We start from the raw sequence: 16,502 nt of genomic DNA on the forward strand, positions 1-16,502 counted from the left end.
CCTGACGCGATCTTTTTGACTGAAACACCAGCTCGGTTTGTATCAGGAGAAAAAATATGACTGTCCTGCCAACCCACTCGCTCGAGGCCCGGTACTATACGGATCCTGACATATTCGACAAAGAGATGAACGGCCTGTTGTGCAGAACTTGGCAATACGCAGGTCATGCGGCAGATATCCCAAATGTAGGCGATTACTTTGCGTTCGAAATCGCTGGTCAGAACCTTTTTGCCATTCGCGGACGCGACAATCTTGTCAGGACTTTCTACAACGTGTGCCAGCATCGTGCGCATGAAATGGTGACCGGAACCGGAAATACCCGTGTAGTGGTCTGTCCCTATCATCAGTGGACCTATGAGCTTACCGGCGGCCTGCGGTCTGGGCCGAACATCAAGAAAGTTCCCGGTTTTGATCGCGCGAAAATCTGTCTGACCGAAGTACGGACCGAAGACTTCCTTGGGTTCATCTTTGTCAATTTGGACGATAACGCGGCAACGATGGACGAATGGTATCCCGGTGTCCGGGACGAGTTGTCTGAGTTCGTGCCGAACACTAACGCTCTGGCCCCCTTAGAGTGGGTGGAAATTCCCGAGAACTGCAATTGGAAGGTTTCGATCGAGAATTACTCGGAATGCTATCACTGCCCAACTAATCACCCGACCTTTGCAGAAGGCGTGATCAAACCGGAAACCTATGACATTCAGCCCGATGTGTCGGGAGGTTACGTGCTGCGTCACACGACCGAGTGCCAAAGCCTCGAAAAGATGACCTATCCGATTGATCTGGAAAGCAACATGCACGCGGGCGACTATCAAAGCTGGTTCCTGTGGCCGATGTTCTCGTTCCAATGCTATCCGGGAAATGTTCTGAACACCTATCATTGGCGGGCAAATACAGTGGACAGCTGTACCGTCTGGCGCGGGTGGTACACAGAAGGCGGTCATGAAAGCGACGTGATCCGTGGCCTTGCCACTCAGGATCGCGAAACGACTGTGGCCGAGGATATTCGGTTAGTGGAATCCGTTCACCGCGGCCTGAAATCCAAAGGGTACAAACCGGGACCGCTGGTGCTTGATCCGGCCTGTGGCGTCATGAGCGAGCATTCCGTTGCGAAGCTTCAACAATGGATGCGCGAGGCGATTGAATAACGTTACGTGCTGTGGATGGGCCAGATAAGACATCACCGAAGCCAACGCTGTGCCAAAGGGCACACCCGACCAGAACGACGCGATCGAGCCCCTTGCCTTCGGTGGTGGGGTTGGTTGTAAGACAGGGGCGGCGGCTTTAGCGGAATATCGAGCCAGGACCGACTAAGTTGCAGATCGGTCGTTTCACCTGAGGAGAGAATGATGGACGACAACCTGTTTGAACATGGCCTGAAGCAGCGCAAGTCGACGCTGGGCGCCGAGTATGTTGAGAAGAACCTGGCAGCGGCGGATGATTTTACCCGCTCATTCCAAGAGAACATGACTGCTTGGTGCTGGGGCTTCGGCTGGGGGGATGACACGATCGATCACAAGACTCGTTCGATGATGAACCTCGCTATGATTGGGGCACTCGGCAAGATGCATGAATGGGAAATCCACTGTAACGGCGCGTTGAACAATGGTGTCACCAAAGAGGAAATCCGATCAATCATTCATGTGATCGGCATTTATTGTGGCGTCCCGCAGTCTCTTGAATGCTTCCGTGTCGCTCGCAAAGTCCTGACCGAACGTGGGCTGCTGGACTGACCTGATCCCTTCGCGAGATCTTTAGAAGGAACGACACAATCAGCGAGATTGCGCGTCTGCAGTTCGCGCAGTCTGCTGACACCTGCCTAAGCCGGGTCTGGCACCTCACCTTGCCAATGGTCCCCCATCGCGACGATGCATGAAGTACCGTTGGCGTAGTTCTGAACGATCATCCAGTCTCCGCTTGTACGTTTGACCCAAACCTCCAGCATTGTTTCGGGATCGCGCAAACCCATGCCCTGACGTTCGGCCCCCAGAACCTGTTTCAGTGTCTGTGCCATCCGCGCGCTGTCATCACAGCTGACATCCGCCATTTTGGACTGCGCAGTAGAAGGCACCGCAAGGCATAGAAGAAGAAGGCTGGCATGAAGACGGGTCATAGGTGAAGGTTAGTTCTTTCTGCGCTCAAGCGTAACAGTTTTGTGACGCCCTGTGGATAAAACTCGCGCAGAGTCCTGCGAGAAACGCCACACGCTGCAGAACCAGGCAATCATCGCGCCTGTCACAAATCTTTCGCGTAGATGTAAACGAAACGATTCAAAAGCGTCACGAAGCTTTTGTTTTGACGTTCTATCCGCCTCGCAACGATGGGGGCGATATGCTGAGAATTGAAAAGCTGACCAAAAAGTTTGGTGACAAACGGGCCGTGGATTCGGCGAATATCGTCGTCAACAAGCCAACCATGATCGGGATTATAGGCAGCTCCGGGGCTGGAAAATCCACGCTTTTGCGCATGGTCAACCGTCTGAGCGATGCAACGACCGGCACAATTACTTTTGAAGGCGAAGAGATCTCTGCGCTTCGCGGTGCTGCCAAACGCGAATGGCAATCGCGCTGTGCGATGATCTTCCAGCAGTTCAATCTTGTACCGCGCATGGATGTCGTCTCGAACGTTTTGCATGGCACGCTGAACAGGCAATCGACCTTTTCGACGATGTTCAACCTGTACCCGCGGTCGGATATTCATAAGGCGATTGAAATTCTGGATCGGCTAGGCATTGCCGAGCAAGCACCCAAGCGAGCCGAAGCCTTGTCAGGCGGCCAGCAGCAACGCGTCGCCATCGCCCGCGCGCTGATGCAGGACCCGAAGATCATTCTGGCGGATGAACCGATCGCCTCGCTCGACCCGATGAATGCGCAGGTTGTGATGCAATCGCTGCGCGCCATTCACGAAGAAGACGGCCGCATGGTCATTGCTAATCTGCACACATTGGATACCGCACGTCGCTACTGCGACCGGGTCATCGGAATGCGTGATGGTCGGATTGTGTTCGACGGCACCCCTGCGCAGCTGACCACGGGCGTAGCGCGCGACATCTACGGTGCAGGTGCTGACTTTTCCGAGGCCGCAACCTCGACCGAGATCGAAACACTGGACAGGCCCGAGGTCCGCGAAGCGGAAGCCTACGTCTGAGCCAGTTTCCCCCCGCGTCCGTCGCGGGCTACCTTCATCTAACCGAACGGAGAAAACGATGAAAAAGACCCTCGCACTGGCGTTTGCCGCCACGACCGTTTTGAGCACTGCTGCTCTTGCCGAAGAAATCACCGAGTTTCGCATTGGCATCCTCGGTGGTGAAAATGCCCAGGACCGCATGAACTCGTACCAATGTCTTGCAGACTATACCTCTGAGGCGTTAGGCGTTGAGACCAAGCTATTCGCCCCGGCGGACTACAACGGTGTGATACAGGGCCTGTTGGGCGGTACACTCGACATGGCATGGCTGGGTGCCTCTTCTTACGCGGCCACCTATCTGCAAGACCCCGAAGCAGTTGAGCCCGTTCTGATCAAGGTCAATGTGGATGGTTCAATCGGGTATCACTCGATCGGGTTCGCCCGTAAGGATAGTGGCGTCACCTCACTGGACGACATGAAAGGCAAAGTGTTTGGGTTTGGTGATCCGAACTCGACCTCAGGTTATCTGATCCCGTCGATCGAAATCCCGCAATACAAAGAAGGTATCACCATGGAGTCGGGTGAGTATTTCGGTGAGGTCAAATTCACTGGTGGCCACGAGCAGACGATCGTCGCTGTGAATAATGGCGACATTGATGGTGGTGTGACCTGGGCCGATGGTCAGGGCAACTGGGAAGATGGATACAATTCTGGTGCCCTGCGCAAAGCGGTTGACGCAGGTCTTGTCGACATGAACGACATGGTCCAGATCTGGAAATCGAACGTTATCCCCGAAGGCCCTGTAGTTCTGCGCAAGGCGTTGCCTGCCGATGTCCGCGCGACCATGACAGATCTTGTCGATGGCCTGCACGAGCGTGACCCCGATTGCGCTTATGGTGTGGCGGCAGGCGAGACGCTGGGTTTCCAGCCGGTATCGCATGACACCTACATCTCGATTGTTGAGGCCCGCAAAGCCAAAATCGGTGGCTAACGCGCGCACATGACGTTTCCGGCAACCCATTGGGGTTGCCGGTCTTTATTCATTCGGGGCTCGGGATGGCATATTTATCAATCGGTGCGGCGCCAGGCGGCGTCGAGACCATTCAATCCAGCTATATGGCACAAGTTCACAAGCGCAGGCTTTATGGCGGGCTGACGTTGCTGATCTTTGTGGTCCTGATGGTATCAGGTTTCAACATTGCGGATTCCCGAAACGCGGGTGGGTTCTGGGACGGATTGCATCAGATCGGTGATTACCCGGCGGATGTGCTGTCTGAAGCTTGGGAAAAGCGGGCCGATCTGCCTGGCCTGATCGTGAAGTACTTCCCTGCACTGGTTGAGACGGTGAACATTGCCGCAGTTTCCACGTTGATCGGGGCCATCGGTGGTCTGATCCTGTCGCTTCTTGGCACACGCGGGCTGGCGAAATGGCCGGGTTTAATCCCGGTCTTCCGGCGTATCTCGGATGTTATGCGCGCAGTGCCGGAAATCGTTATCGCGCTTGTGCTGATCTTCGTCCTTGGGGGCGGTCCGGTGCCGGCGATGATCGCTATCTCAATCCACACCGCAGGGGCGCTTGGTAAAATGTTCTCGGAAGTATCCGAAAACGCTGACCTGAAACCGGTTGAGGGGTTGGCTTCGACCGGGGCGACTTGGTCGAAACAGATGATGCTGGGTATCCTGCCACAGGTCGCGCCAAACTATATCAGCTACACGTTGCTGCGATTTGAGATCAATATCCGCGCTTCTGCCATCCTCGGCTTTGTCGGCGCGGGAGGGTTGGGTTACGAACTGCGCAATGCCATGGCTTGGGGTCCGGGTCGTTTTGACGAGGCCGGCGCGATTTTCATCCTGCTATTCAGCACCATCGTATTCTTCGATCAGGTGTCCAGCCGCTACCGCAACCGTCTGACCGAAGGGCAGGGCCAATGACCACGATTGATTGGAACTTCGGGCTGGACGGGGCCAAGCTTGACGCCGAAAAGCTATTTCAGCGTAAACGATTGATCGGCTTTAGCATCCCTGTCGTGATCCTCGTTTATCTCACCTACATCTTCTTTGCCTTCGACCTGCCGGGCCTTGCGCAACGTGCCAATCTGGACAACGCCGTTACACTGGCTTCTGATAGCTGGTCACACAAAGTGCATGTCACACGCAATAACCGGTCCGGCCAGGTGACCTATGCTGTTGAGGGCGAGCGTAAGGGCACTTATCCCGAAGGTCAGCGCCCCGATTGGGTATCGGGTGAAGAGGTGACGACGATCGATCTGGGCCGCAATCATATCGTGCGGTTCCTGCCTGACAACCGGACCGAGATTGAAATACCCGACTTCCAGCTGATCGAAGTGCAGGCCAAGGGACGTCGCCTGACGACAAATCTGCCCTCTGAACTGCCCGACTGGATTTCCGCATCTGAACGGCGTGTTGGCGTCACAACGCCTGAGGGCCGGATCACCATGACGGGCGCTCGGACTGAAGTGTTCAACTATTTCCCGGGTTGGGAGTTGTTCTGGTTCACGCTTGACAGTCCCTACCACGGCCATGGGCTTGGTGAAATCCTGTTTGGCGCGCAGATCGATCAAAGCCGTTCGAATATCGCAGGCGCAGTCTCTGACTGGTGGAACAACGCGATGTGGCGGCATAAGGATGTGGCCTGGGCCATCGGAGAAACGATCCTGATGGCATTTCTGGGTACGATGGGTGCCGCTATGATCGCGCTGCCATTGGCCTTTCTCGCCGCCAAACGGTTTTCGCCGATCATGTTGCTTCGCGCCGCAACGCGCCGTCTTTTCGACTTTGTGCGCGGTGTGGACGCATTGATCTGGACTGTGGTTCTGGCTCGGGCCTTTGGCCCCGGACCATTGACCGGCGCGTTGGCGATTCTGATTACCGACACGGGCACGTTTGGCAAGATCTTCTCGGAGGCGTTGGAAAACGTTGATCAGAAACAGATCGAGGGGGTGTCCTCGACCGGGGCCAAACCGCTACAGCGATACCGGTTCGGGGTGATCCCGCAGGTTGTTCCTGTGCTGCTGGCCCAGATTCTATATTTCCTCGAATCCAATACACGTTCTGCGACGATCATCGGTGCGATCACCGGTGGCGGCATCGGACTGATGCTGACGCAAGCCATCCAGACGCAGAAAGATTGGGAAGAGGTCGCCTATTATATTGTCCTGATCATCATCATGGTGATGTTCATGGATTGGGCCTCGGGCTGGTTGCGCGGTAAGCTGATCGGGCGGAAAGACTGATGGCGCGGCTTTCAGCGGAACATCCCTGCATTCACCCCGAATGTGAGATTACCGAAAGCACGTTCGGGGCCTATGTTGAAATCGGCAAGGGCAGCCGCGTCGTACATACAAAAATGGGCGATTACAGCTATTGCGATCGTTATGCCGACATCGCCAACGCGAAGGTCGGTAAGTTCGCCAACATCGCCGCGTTTTCGCGGATCGGCGCGACTGATCACCCGCTGCACACGGCGTCCTGTCACCATTTCCTGTATCGCTCGAACGATTATTGGGACGATGCGGATCGGGACGAGGTGTTTTTCAGTCACCGCAAATCCCGAATTGTCCATATCGGGAACGATACATGGATTGGCGCAGGCGCGATGATAAAGCCCGAGGTCACACTGGGTGACGGGGCTGTTGTGGCTGCGGGTGCCTTGGTGACGAAGGATGTAGACCCCTACACAATTGTTGCCGGTACACCTGCAAGACCCTTGCGACTGCGTCAGCCACGACACATCGCCGATCGGTTAATCGCATTGGCCTGGTGGAATTGGTCTCATGACAAGTTGCGGATAGCGCTCGACGATTTCCGTGCTCTGACGGCTGATGCGTTTCTGGAGAAATACGAACCTTAGCTCTCAAGGGTCAGTGTCACCCGATCTCCAACAAACCAGGTTCGGCCAAATTCAACCGGTTGTCCCTGTTCGTCAACATTCACTCCGGATGATCTAAGCAGCGGATCACCTTCTGAAACCTGCAGATGTAGCGCTTGGGTGGCCGTGGCGCGCGTGGCCGTCAGACGGGTTGAGGCCCGAGTATAGTCAGTGACGCCCGACCTGTTTAACGCCTCGGTAACGCTGCTGGTCTCTTGCAGCGCAGCAGTGATGCCAGGCAGGCGCTCAAGGGGAAACATGCTTTCAAACACGGCAATCGGGTGCCCGTCCGCCAATGAGAGCCCGTGATACGCACAGATCTGATCACCGGGTGAAACGGTCAGTGCGGTGGCCTCGCCCTCGGTCGCTGCCCGTTCTTCAACATGAAGCACCCTCTTTTCTGGTCTGCGACCAGCAGCGATGAGGTTTTCATGGAATCGCACCCGCGAGCCGATGGGGTAATCGGTGGGCGTGGCTGCCACGAAAGCGCCCGCGCCCCGGCGCGTTCGGATTAGGCCCTCATCCACAAGGGCCGAGATGCCGTGACGCACCGTATGGCGGTTCACACCGAACCGCTCTGCCAGTGCCGCTTCGGTTGGCAGCTTATCACCCGGGCCATAGCGCCCTTCGGCCATATCGCTGCGAAGTGCGTCGGCGATGGCCTTCCAGATCGGGGTTTTGGTGGGAGTGTCACGCAAGTTTCACAAAATTCCTCTGTCTGACGGCGGCAAATATGATAAGATGTGTATAGTTGTATAGTATATGGAAAAGTTGTCGAGATGAAAGACACTTTTGATGAAAACGCGGACCGGAAGGCTTGGATGAGCCTGCTGGCCAAAGCGCCGGAGGGACGCGTGGCCGTCCTGTTGGATGCAGCGATGCCTCGCCCCGGCTTCACATGGCTGCGTGCTCCTGAGATTGGCAGCACCATGGTTCGGGCTCGCGCTGGCGGGACTGGTGCGCCGTTCAATCTGGGCGAAATGACGGTAACACGCTGTGCGCTGACGCTGGGAACGGGCGAAGTCGGGCATGCCTATATGCAAGGCCGTCGGAAAGAAGATGCCGAAGTCGCCGCGCTGGTTGATGCACTGATGCAGACAGATGTGTCTGATCTGTTGCGAATAAAAGTGCTGACCCCTTTGCGAGATGAGCTGACCAATGCAAAGGCCGCGCGTGCCGCCAAAGCCGCAGCCACTAAGGTTGATTTCTTCACCATGGTACGAGGAGAGGATTGATGCAGTCAGAAGCCCTGATCGGCGGTTTCAAGGATCCCGCGATCCAATCTGCTCACGCCTTTCGCAGCGTGATGGAAGCAATGGCGCGTCCCGGTACCGTGCAAGAGATTTCTGGCGCAGTTCCTCCGGCCCCAATGTCACCAGCAGCAGGTGCGGTGTTGTTGACGCTTTGCGACACTGAGACGCCCGTTTATCTGGCAGGTGCGCTGGATTGCGACGCCGTACGCAGCTGGCTTGCATTCCACACCGGCGCACCGCTGACCGGCCCGTCGCATTGTATGTTTGCCATTAGTGCGTGGTCGGATCTGGGACCATTGAACGCATACCCGATCGGGACGTCTGAATATCCGGATCGTTCTGCCACGTTGATCGTGGAATGCCCCGAACTCATCGCTTCAGGGGCGACACTGACAGGTCCGGGAATCAAGGATAAAGCCGCGCTTTCATTGCCCGAGCTTGAGGCGTTTCAGCATAATCAGACGCTATATCCACTGGGACTCGACTTCATCTTCACGAATAGCAGCCGCCTAGCGGCTTTGCCAAGAACGACCGAGGTGTCCTGATGTATGTCGCAGTAAAAGGCGGTGAGCGCGCGATTGAGAACGCCCACGCTTGGCTTGCCGAAGAACGCCGTGGTGATACCGATGTGGCGGAACTGAGCATCGCGCAAATCCGCGAACAGCTGAGCCTGGCGGTCAATCGTGTCATGGCCGAAGGCTCGTTGTTCGATCCGGATCTGGCCGCGCTTGCGATCAAGCAGGCGCGCGGCGATCTGATCGAGGCGATCTTCCTGATCCGCGCCTATCGCACGACGTTGCCACGCTTTGGCGCATCCGAGCCTGTTGATACCGGGGCAATGGCTTGCGACCGGCGCATTTCGGCAACCTTCAAGGATTTGCCGGGCGGGCAGGTGCTTGGGCCGACCTTCGACTACACTCATCGCTTACTGGATTTCAAACTGGCTGCTGATGGTGAGGTGCCCAAAGCCCCAGCGCGCGAAGCTGAACTGGGTGATGTGCCGCATGTCACGGATTTCCTCAATCGCGAAGGCCTGATCGAGGAAGCGCCGCATGACGATACGCCGCCACCTGATCTGACCCGCGAGCCGCTTGAAATGCCCGCCGATCGCGCCCTGCGCCTTCAGGCGCTGACCCGCGCGGATGAAGGTTTCACCCTCGGTCTGGCGTATTCCACACAGCGCGGATACGCGCGCAATCATGCCTTTGTTGGTGAGCTTCGGATCGGATCCGTGCCGGTTGAAATGGAGATCCCTGAACTGGGTTTTGCCATCGAAATTGGTGAAGTCGTTTTGACCGAATGCGAAACGGTCAACCAGTTCACGGGATCGAAAACCGAGCCACCGCAATTCACTCGAGGTTACGGGCTTGTGTTTGGCCAGACGGAACGCAAAGCCATCTCGATGGCCTTGGTGGATCGCGCATTGCGCTGGGAAGAACTGGGTGAGGACAATATGGGCGCACCTGCTCAGGATGCCGAATTTGTCCTCTATCACGCGGACAACATTCAGGCGACGGGCTTTCTGGAGCATATCAAGCTGCCGCATTACGTCGATTTCCAGTCTGAACTGGAACTGGTGCGCAAACTGCGGCGCGAGGCTGGCGCAGATCAGGTGCAGGAGGCTGCGGAATGAACGCCTATAACTTTGCTTATCTGGACGAACAGACCAAGCGGATGATCCGCCGTGCAATCCTGAAAGGTCTTGCGATCCCGGGCTATCAGGTGCCGTTTGCCTCGCGCGAAATGCCCATGCCTTATGGCTGGGGTACGGGCGGTGTGCAGGTGTCGGCGGCTGTGTTAACCCCGGATGACACCTTCAAAGTGATCGATCAGGGCTCAGACGATACCACAAACGCGGTCTCGATCCGCACCTTCTTTGAGCGCACTGCGGGGGTTGAAACAACCACAACGACAAGCGACGCCTCCGTCATTCAGACCCGCCACCGGATTCCCGAGGAGCCGCTGCAAGAAGGTCAGATCCTTGTCTATCAGGTGCCTATCCCCGAGCCGTTGCGCTTTCTCGAACCACGAGAGAGCGAAACCCGCAAGATGCACAGCCTTGAGGAATACGGGCTGATGCATGTGAAGCTGTACGAAGATATCAGTCGTCACGGGCATATCGCGACGTCGTATGCTTACCCGGTGAAGGTCGAAGGCCGCTATGTAATGGACCCGTCGCCAATCCCGAAATTCGATAACCCAAAGCTTGGTGATATGGCTGCGATCCAGCTGTTCGGAGCGGGGCGTGAGCAACGGATTTACGCGCTGCCGCCCTATACGCAGGTTGTCTCGCTGGATTTCGAGGATCACCCATTTGAAGCATCCAAGGCCGAACACGTCTGCAGCTTGTGCCGGGCCGAAGACAGCTATCTTGACGAGGTGATTATCGACGATGCGGGCGGGCGAATGTTTGTCTGCTCGGATACCGACTATTGCGAGGCGCGCCAGGCGGCGGGCCACAAAGGAAAGGACGCCGCATGACACCTTTGCTGTCTGTTCGTGGCATCACAAAGCGCTATGGCCCAAATATTGGCTGTGCCGATGTGTCATTCGACCTCTATCCCGGTGAGGTCATGGGGATCGTTGGCGAAAGCGGGTCAGGTAAGTCGACACTGCTGAATTGCATGGCCGGGCATCTGACCCCGGATGCCGGAGAGGTTGTGTTCGACACCCGCGCAAAAGGTCCGCAGGACACGGTAACGATGTCCGAGCCCGAGCGCCGGATGCTGAGCCGTACCGATTGGGCCTTTGTCCACCAACATGCACGCGACGGGTTGCGCATGGGCGTCAGTGCCGGTGGGAATGTAGGTGAACGGCTGATGGCCGTTGGAGAGCGTCACTATGGCGACATACGTGACAAGGCTACGGATTGGCTGCAACGAGTGGAGATCGATGCCTCCCGTGTGGATGATCGCCCGACGACCTTTTCGGGTGGGATGCAGCAGCGCCTGCAGATTGCACGAAACCTCGTGACCGGTCCTCGGCTGGTGTTCATGGATGAGCCAACGGGCGGTCTGGACGTGTCCGTTCAGGCGCGGTTGCTCGACTTGTTGCGTGGGTTAGTTCGCGACATGGACTTGTCGGCGATCATCGTCACGCATGATCTGGCCGTGGTGCGCCTGCTGGCAGATCGGTTGATGGTGATGAAATCGGGCCGCGTGGTCGAGGCAGGCCTGACCGATCAAGTGCTTGATGACCCGCAACACGCCTATAGCCAACTTCTTGTCAGTTCCGTTTTGCAGGTGTGAGCAATGATTGAGCTTAACAACGTCTCAAAGACTTTCACTCTCCATAATCAAGGTGCGGCCGTGATCGAGGTGCTGAGCGATGTATCCTTCTCGGTCTCTCCGGGCGAATGCGTGGCGCTGACGGGCGCGTCGGGGGCGGGCAAGTCCACCCTCATGCGTATGATCTATGGCAATTATCTGGCCCGAAGCGGAGAAATTCGCATCGGTGATGTGGATATCGTGCAGGCAGAGCCTCGGACAGTTATCGCCCTGCGCCGCGAGGTTCTGGGCTATGTCAGCCAGTTCCTGCGTGTGGTGCCGCGCGTGCCCACCGTCGATGTCGTGGCCGAGCCCTTGCGGGCTGTGGGCATTTCCGCTGCCGACGCGAAGGCGCGGGCTGAATCTCTGTTGCGGCAACTGAACATTCCCGAGCGGCTCTGGACCCTTTCACCGACTACCTTCTCGGGTGGTGAACAGCAGCGTGTCAACATCGCACGCGGGTTCGCCCATTCTTATCCCGCGATGCTGTTGGATGAGCCGACTGCCAGTCTGGATGCGGCCAATCGCGAGGTTGTTCTAAGGCTCATCGAAGAGGCAAAGGCGCGTGGTACTGCAATCATCGGCATTTTCCATGACGAAGCGGCTAGGGCGCGCGTTTGTGATCGCGAAATCGACGCCAGTCAGTTTTCGCCCGAGGTCGCGGCATGACCCGGGGTCGCCTCATCGCTGTGGTTGGCCCGTCGGGGGCTGGCAAAGACAGTGTGATGCTAGGGCTTTGTGACTTGTTGCCCGATTTGCATTTGGTGCGCCGCGTCATCACCCGGGCACCAGAGTTGGGCGGGGAAGACTATGACGCCGTCGAACTCGCCGAATTTGAAGAAATGGCGGCGAATGGCGCCTTTGCGATGCATTGGGTTGCTCATGGGCTTTGCTACGGGATACCGGTTGCCGTCAAAGATCGGCTGAGTGATGGCGCAGACTGTCTGGCAAATTTCTCGCGTAAAGCTCTGCTCGAGGCCGCAGAAAATTTCCCGCGCTTCATTGTCCTGAATATCACCGCGAAGCCGGAAACTCTTGCCCGGCGTTTGGCGGCTCGCGGCCGAGAAAGCGATAGCGAGATTGCAAATCGGCTTGCTCAGGCAGAAAAACCCTTGCCCGATGGGTTGGGCGTTATCACCATTTCCAACGATGGCCCACTGGCCGAGACGGTTGCGCGCGCCGCGGAGGTCCTTCAACCAGCGAGCGCGTACCGATGAATAAGCTCGAAACGCCCATCAATGCGCTCGCCGCACAAGGCAATTTGGTCGATGACGAAGGGCTCGGGCAAGGCTGGCAAATGGCGGTGCAGCGCCTCGGTCCACACAGGAATATCGCCATTCGGCAGCCGACCCGTCAGCGTCATGTGAAACCGAAACTCGTCCATCACATAGGGATAACCCCACTCGATCAACAGTGCGTCTTGACGTGGGCTCAGCCTTGCACCGCGCCGCCGCTCAAGTTCAGCCTCATTGGTTGGGGCGCGAAACGGGTCAAGCTCACGTACACAGGCCGCAGCAATTCTTTGCAAGCCGCTAACATCGCCCTGTGGGGTCAAAGCGAGAAACCGGCCCAGCCTCGTCAGACTCAGCCGTTCACAGCTCGAAGGCGCCAGGCCAGCGGCCATCTCAGACGCCGCCGCTTTCAGGGCTTCAAGCGAATAACCTCCGGCAAGTTGAAAGGGTGGTTTCAGCGTTCCGTGAAAGCCGTATTTGCGCGGTGTCATCGTAACGTCATGCAAATCGGGCAGATCGGGCTGAGGCACCTCGCAGCCCTGCACGACATCCCATCCCAGCCAGCGCGCGCCGAACTGTTCCAATGGTCCTTCGGGCGGCACGTAGTAGATTGCAAATCGAGAGTATGACATGAATTCCCCTTTTCCCGCGCCCTCTTTGGCAAAGGCTTGTGACAGCGATATGTCAGATAATCTGTGCCTTGCGAATGCCCAGCTTGTGATGCCCGATCGGGTAGTAACCGGTTCGGTGACAATCGAACAGGGCGTCATTTCCGAGATCACCGAAGGGGATCATGTTCCGACCGGCGCAGTCGATTGTGCAGGTGATTACATCCTTCCGGGACTGGTCGAGCTGCACACCGACAATATCGAACGTCATATCGAGCCTCGCCCGGAAGTGGACTGGCCTCATCTTCCGGCCCTGATCGCGCATGATAGCGAGCTGGCCTCGACCGGAATCACAACCGTGTTCGACGCCATGCGAGTAGGTTCCATTCACAGCGGCAAGGGCCGTTACATCGATTATGCCCGCAAACTGGCGGACGAACTGTTGTCGGCGCGCGCCGCAGGCTTTTTCAAGATCAGCCATTTCCTTCACCTGCGAGCCGAGATCTGCTCGGAGACACTGCTTGAGGAATTGGCGACCTTCGGGCCGGAAGACAGGGTTGGCATTGTCAGTCTGATGGACCACACGCCGGGTCAACGTCAATTCAGCGATCTGAGTGCATTGAAGACCTATGTCGCCAAAAAGCGCGGTATGACCGATGCCGATTTCGTTGCACATGTCGAGAACCTGCGTGGTCTACAGCAGCGTTTCGGAGAAAAGCACGAAGCCGGTGCAGTGATCGAGGCCACCCGTCTTGGCGCCGCGCTGGCCAGCCATGACGATACCACGGCGCGGCATGTCGAAAAATCGTCCGAAAATGGTGTGGCTTTCGCCGAATTCCCAACCACGTTCGAGGCGGCCGAGGCCTGCCGTACCCGCAACATCGCCGTCATGATGGGTGCCCCGAATCTGATCCGTGGCGGCTCGCATTCCGGCAATGTCGCGGCTGAAGATCTTGCAAAGGCCGATCTTCTGGAAATTGTGTCTTCCGACTATGTGCCTTCTGCGCTACTGCTGTCGGCTTTTCATCTTGCCAGTGTTTGGGACGACCTGCCACGTGCTGTGGCCACGGTTACACGTAATCCTGCAATGGCTGTCGGTCTTGATGACCGTGGCATCCTGAAAGTAGGTCTGCGCGGTGACGTTCTGCGTGTGCGTCGCATGGGTCAAACACCAGTTTTGCGCGGTGTCTGGAGCCAAGGCAACAAGGTTGGATGAGTTGTGATTGGTTGAATCAAACTTGCCAAACAGAACATGGCTGGCGGTCGAAAGCTCGCGGATTACCAGATGGGATTTGCGCCCTTGCTCCGCTTGATTTTTCTGGACCCGCATCTTGATAAACTGATGTCGTGCCAGAACATTAAACTCGTAAAGAATATGGTTACTTTTTTACCGCACTTTCTCCTGTAACGCAAAATGCGGGCAGCAAGTTCCACGATTAACTGACTGGAAATTTGTTGCTTATCTCAGAGTTGAAATCAGGAGCTTTAGCGGGATGAGGGCATGGTTGTCGGTTGTGATAGCCACTATTATTTTGGCGGGCTGCAGTCAGGATTTACAGGGAACCAAGTCCTTTGATCCCGGGGCGACACCAGCTCTCGCCCCCTTATCGGGGGGGAATAATCTGAAGGGAAATGTCGCACGCACTGAATTCGCTGAGTTGGTGCGAAGGTCTGTCGCGACATCGCCCACCACCGCAGCCGGAGCCGCCAGCGTTCTGGCTTCGAAATCCCGCATTGATGCCGAGCAAGGCGCGTTCCTGCCGCAGATCGAGGCCGAGACATCCCTGACGTCCGATGGGGATACAGTACCGATCCTGCGGCTTAGCCAGATCATCTATGATGGTGGCAAAGTCTCGGGTCGTGTGGGTTTGCGTCAGATTGAAGCCCGGCAGACCTGGTTAAACGAATTGTCAGAGCTGAGCGCGCTGAGCTTCGAGGCCATCGAAACCATAATTGATCTGGATCGAAATCGCCGCCTCGAAGAACTAGCCCAGCAGAATCTGGATCGTACGGACGTTTTGGTCAGCGACCTCCAGTCCCGTTTTGATGCCGGGGCCGGGTCGGTGGCAGATTTGCTGGCGGGGCAGGGGCGGAAGTCTAACGCCGAGACAGAATTAGCGCAGGCTCAGACGGATGTGGAACTGGCGACGGCAACATGGGTCGAAGTCTTCGGAACGCGACCCGGTGCTATTCCGACCATCCCCCCCGCACCCATTCTGGCAGCGGCCACCTCGCAGCAAATGGTTGCACGCAGCCCGCGTCTGCGTACTCAGGTCGCCTTCAGTCAAGTGCGTGCGCAAGAGGTTGTGGTTGCCGAACGAGCGACCCGCCCAACACTCTCTGCGATTCTTGAGACAGATTTCGACCAGGGCAGTATCGACGACGGTGTGCAGGCCCGATTGGGTGTAACGGTCCCGATTTACCAAGGGGGATCCGCGCGCGCCAATGTCGAAACCGCAAGGGCGAATCTTCAACAAAGCCGGGCTGATGAAGAAGAATTGCGGCGCGAGTTGCAACGTAATCTCTCCCAGGCCTTGGAAGAGACCAATTCAATCCAGCGACGGCTCGCCACAGCCCGGCGCGCTGTCGAGATCAATGAGCAAGCGCTGGATGCAGCTCGTGGACAGTTTGATATCGGGCGCAGCACGCTGGTACAGATATTGGATGCGTTGCGCGAGTTGAATCTTGCGCAGGTTCGGGTGATCCAGCTTGAGGCTCAGGCACGTCGTGCAGAATATGCCGTGCTGGCGGTCACGGGCGATATCCTGGACGCGTTGGGGGTTGCACAGCCGACCGATCCAACCTTGTGATATCCGTCGTGAACCCGACTGCGACTAACCCGCTGAATACGCACCTCCGACTTCTGACCGAGCATTTGGGTTCCGGTTTGTCCGAGGTGGATATCTTTCGGGTGTTCTAGGGCATTGAAGTCGCATATGCGGTCAGCGCAGTGGAAGCGGTGGGCTACAGTCAGGTTTTGGGAAAGCGCGGTTACTGAAACTGGACCTGAACTTGTTTCTGGTCCTGGCATTTGCCCCAGATGTTCAACCTTTAGTGGTTCTGGATCGAGAAGACACCGACGCTTTCTTGTGATCGATGCCAGCAGCGGATTCAGCGAACCTCAGATC

The 16,502-nt window shown here is 57.0% G+C and carries 19 protein-coding genes; 16 read left to right on the top strand and 3 right to left on the bottom strand.

Going from position 1 to position 16,502, the window contains the following annotated elements; translation table 11 throughout:
• Positions 1-56: 56 nt before the first annotated feature.
• The gene (locus ACR0NE_RS02740) at positions 57-1,148 is read left to right on the top strand and encodes an aromatic ring-hydroxylating oxygenase subunit alpha (protein WP_170509504.1); all 1,092 of its coding nucleotides are present in this window, start codon (positions 57-59) and stop codon (positions 1,146-1,148) included.
• Between the two features lie 198 nt (positions 1,149-1,346).
• Positions 1,347-1,733: a carboxymuconolactone decarboxylase family protein gene (locus ACR0NE_RS02745; protein WP_480436495.1), complete on the top strand. Its 387-nt coding sequence runs from the start codon at positions 1,347-1,349 to the stop codon at positions 1,731-1,733.
• A gap of 86 nt (positions 1,734-1,819) precedes the next feature.
• Here ACR0NE_RS02745 and ACR0NE_RS02750 read toward each other — a convergent pair whose 3' ends face one another.
• On the bottom strand, positions 1,820-2,113 hold the full coding sequence (locus tag ACR0NE_RS02750; RefSeq protein ID WP_170407642.1) for a hypothetical protein: 294 nt from the start codon (positions 2,111-2,113) through the stop codon (positions 1,820-1,822).
• 218 nt (positions 2,114-2,331) lie between these two features.
• On the opposite strand from ACR0NE_RS02750, the gene phnC reads away from it, so the two are divergent.
• The 5 genes from phnC to ACR0NE_RS02775 all read left to right on the top strand — a co-directional run bounded on the left by phnC (position 2,332) and on the right by ACR0NE_RS02775 (position 6,997).
• A complete protein-coding gene (gene phnC, locus ACR0NE_RS02755) occupies positions 2,332-3,147 on the top strand; it encodes a phosphonate ABC transporter ATP-binding protein (protein ID WP_170422930.1) in 816 nt (271 codons plus the stop codon).
• A gap of 58 nt (positions 3,148-3,205) precedes the next feature.
• Positions 3,206-4,117 (top strand): phosphonate ABC transporter substrate-binding protein, encoded by a 912-nt coding sequence (phnD, locus tag ACR0NE_RS02760; RefSeq protein WP_170407648.1) that lies wholly within the window; start codon positions 3,206-3,208, stop codon positions 4,115-4,117.
• A 65-nt stretch (positions 4,118-4,182) separates the two neighbouring features.
• A complete protein-coding gene (gene phnE / locus ACR0NE_RS02765) occupies positions 4,183-5,058 on the top strand; it encodes a phosphonate ABC transporter, permease protein PhnE (protein ID WP_170596240.1) in 876 nt (291 codons plus the stop codon).
• A complete protein-coding gene (gene phnE, locus ACR0NE_RS02770) occupies positions 5,055-6,380 on the top strand; it encodes a phosphonate ABC transporter, permease protein PhnE (protein WP_170596238.1) in 1,326 nt (441 codons plus the stop codon). Before phnE (ACR0NE_RS02765) ends, phnE (ACR0NE_RS02770) begins: the two co-directional genes overlap by 4 nt.
• Positions 6,380-6,997, top strand: coding sequence for a DapH/DapD/GlmU-related protein (locus ACR0NE_RS02775; RefSeq protein ID WP_170596236.1), 618 nt, complete (start codon positions 6,380-6,382; stop codon positions 6,995-6,997). Before phnE (ACR0NE_RS02770) ends, ACR0NE_RS02775 begins: the two co-directional genes overlap by 1 nt.
• Here ACR0NE_RS02775 and phnF read toward each other — a convergent pair.
• Positions 6,994-7,713 (bottom strand): phosphonate metabolism transcriptional regulator PhnF, encoded by a 720-nt coding sequence (gene phnF, locus ACR0NE_RS02780; RefSeq protein WP_170422919.1) that lies wholly within the window; start codon positions 7,711-7,713, stop codon positions 6,994-6,996. The genes ACR0NE_RS02775 and phnF overlap by 4 nt on opposite strands.
• A gap of 81 nt (positions 7,714-7,794) precedes the next feature.
• Between phnF and phnG the strand changes: the two genes are divergently transcribed.
• From phnG to phnN, 7 genes are read left to right on the top strand one after another with little or no spacing between them, the layout of a single operon-like run.
• Complete coding sequence (phnG, locus tag ACR0NE_RS02785; RefSeq protein ID WP_170596235.1) at positions 7,795-8,250, top strand: phosphonate C-P lyase system protein PhnG; 456 nt, start codon at positions 7,795-7,797, stop codon at positions 8,248-8,250.
• Positions 8,250-8,813 (top strand): phosphonate C-P lyase system protein PhnH, encoded by a 564-nt coding sequence (gene phnH, locus ACR0NE_RS02790; RefSeq protein ID WP_170596233.1) that lies wholly within the window; start codon positions 8,250-8,252, stop codon positions 8,811-8,813. Before phnG ends, phnH begins: the two co-directional genes overlap by 1 nt.
• On the top strand, positions 8,813-9,901 hold the full coding sequence (locus tag ACR0NE_RS02795; RefSeq protein WP_170596231.1) for a carbon-phosphorus lyase complex subunit PhnI: 1,089 nt from the start codon (positions 8,813-8,815) through the stop codon (positions 9,899-9,901). The genes phnH and ACR0NE_RS02795 overlap by 1 nt, the downstream gene beginning before the upstream one ends.
• Entirely contained in the window at positions 9,898-10,749 is an 852-nt protein-coding gene (locus tag ACR0NE_RS02800) for an alpha-D-ribose 1-methylphosphonate 5-phosphate C-P-lyase PhnJ (protein ID WP_170596229.1), read from the top strand. The genes ACR0NE_RS02795 and ACR0NE_RS02800 overlap by 4 nt, the downstream gene beginning before the upstream one ends.
• Positions 10,746-11,516 (top strand): phosphonate C-P lyase system protein PhnK, encoded by a 771-nt coding sequence (phnK, locus tag ACR0NE_RS02805; RefSeq protein WP_170596227.1) that lies wholly within the window; start codon positions 10,746-10,748, stop codon positions 11,514-11,516. Before ACR0NE_RS02800 ends, phnK begins: the two co-directional genes overlap by 4 nt.
• A 3-nt stretch (positions 11,517-11,519) precedes the next feature.
• Complete coding sequence (gene phnL, locus ACR0NE_RS02810; protein ID WP_170596225.1) at positions 11,520-12,203, top strand: phosphonate C-P lyase system protein PhnL; 684 nt, start codon at positions 11,520-11,522, stop codon at positions 12,201-12,203.
• Positions 12,200-12,751, top strand: coding sequence for a phosphonate metabolism protein/1,5-bisphosphokinase (PRPP-forming) PhnN (phnN, locus tag ACR0NE_RS02815; RefSeq protein ID WP_170596223.1), 552 nt, complete (start codon positions 12,200-12,202; stop codon positions 12,749-12,751). Before phnL ends, phnN begins: the two co-directional genes overlap by 4 nt.
• Here phnN and ACR0NE_RS02820 read toward each other — a convergent pair.
• Positions 12,727-13,398 (bottom strand): DUF1045 domain-containing protein, encoded by a 672-nt coding sequence (locus ACR0NE_RS02820; RefSeq protein WP_170596221.1) that lies wholly within the window; start codon positions 13,396-13,398, stop codon positions 12,727-12,729. The genes phnN and ACR0NE_RS02820 overlap by 25 nt on opposite strands.
• Here ACR0NE_RS02820 and ACR0NE_RS02825 point away from each other — a divergent pair.
• Both ACR0NE_RS02825 and ACR0NE_RS02830 read left to right on the top strand, forming a co-directional pair.
• On the top strand, positions 13,397-14,590 hold the full coding sequence (locus ACR0NE_RS02825; RefSeq protein WP_480459514.1) for an alpha-D-ribose 1-methylphosphonate 5-triphosphate diphosphatase: 1,194 nt from the start codon (positions 13,397-13,399) through the stop codon (positions 14,588-14,590). The two genes, ACR0NE_RS02820 and ACR0NE_RS02825, sit on opposite strands and share 2 nt — an antisense overlap.
• 445 nt (positions 14,591-15,035) lie before the next feature.
• The gene (locus ACR0NE_RS02830; protein WP_170596220.1) at positions 15,036-16,184 is read left to right on the top strand and encodes a TolC family protein; all 1,149 of its coding nucleotides are present in this window, start codon (positions 15,036-15,038) and stop codon (positions 16,182-16,184) included.
• Positions 16,185-16,502 lie beyond the last annotated feature (318 nt).

It is taken from the genome of Ruegeria sp. C9, from assembly GCF_056537585.1.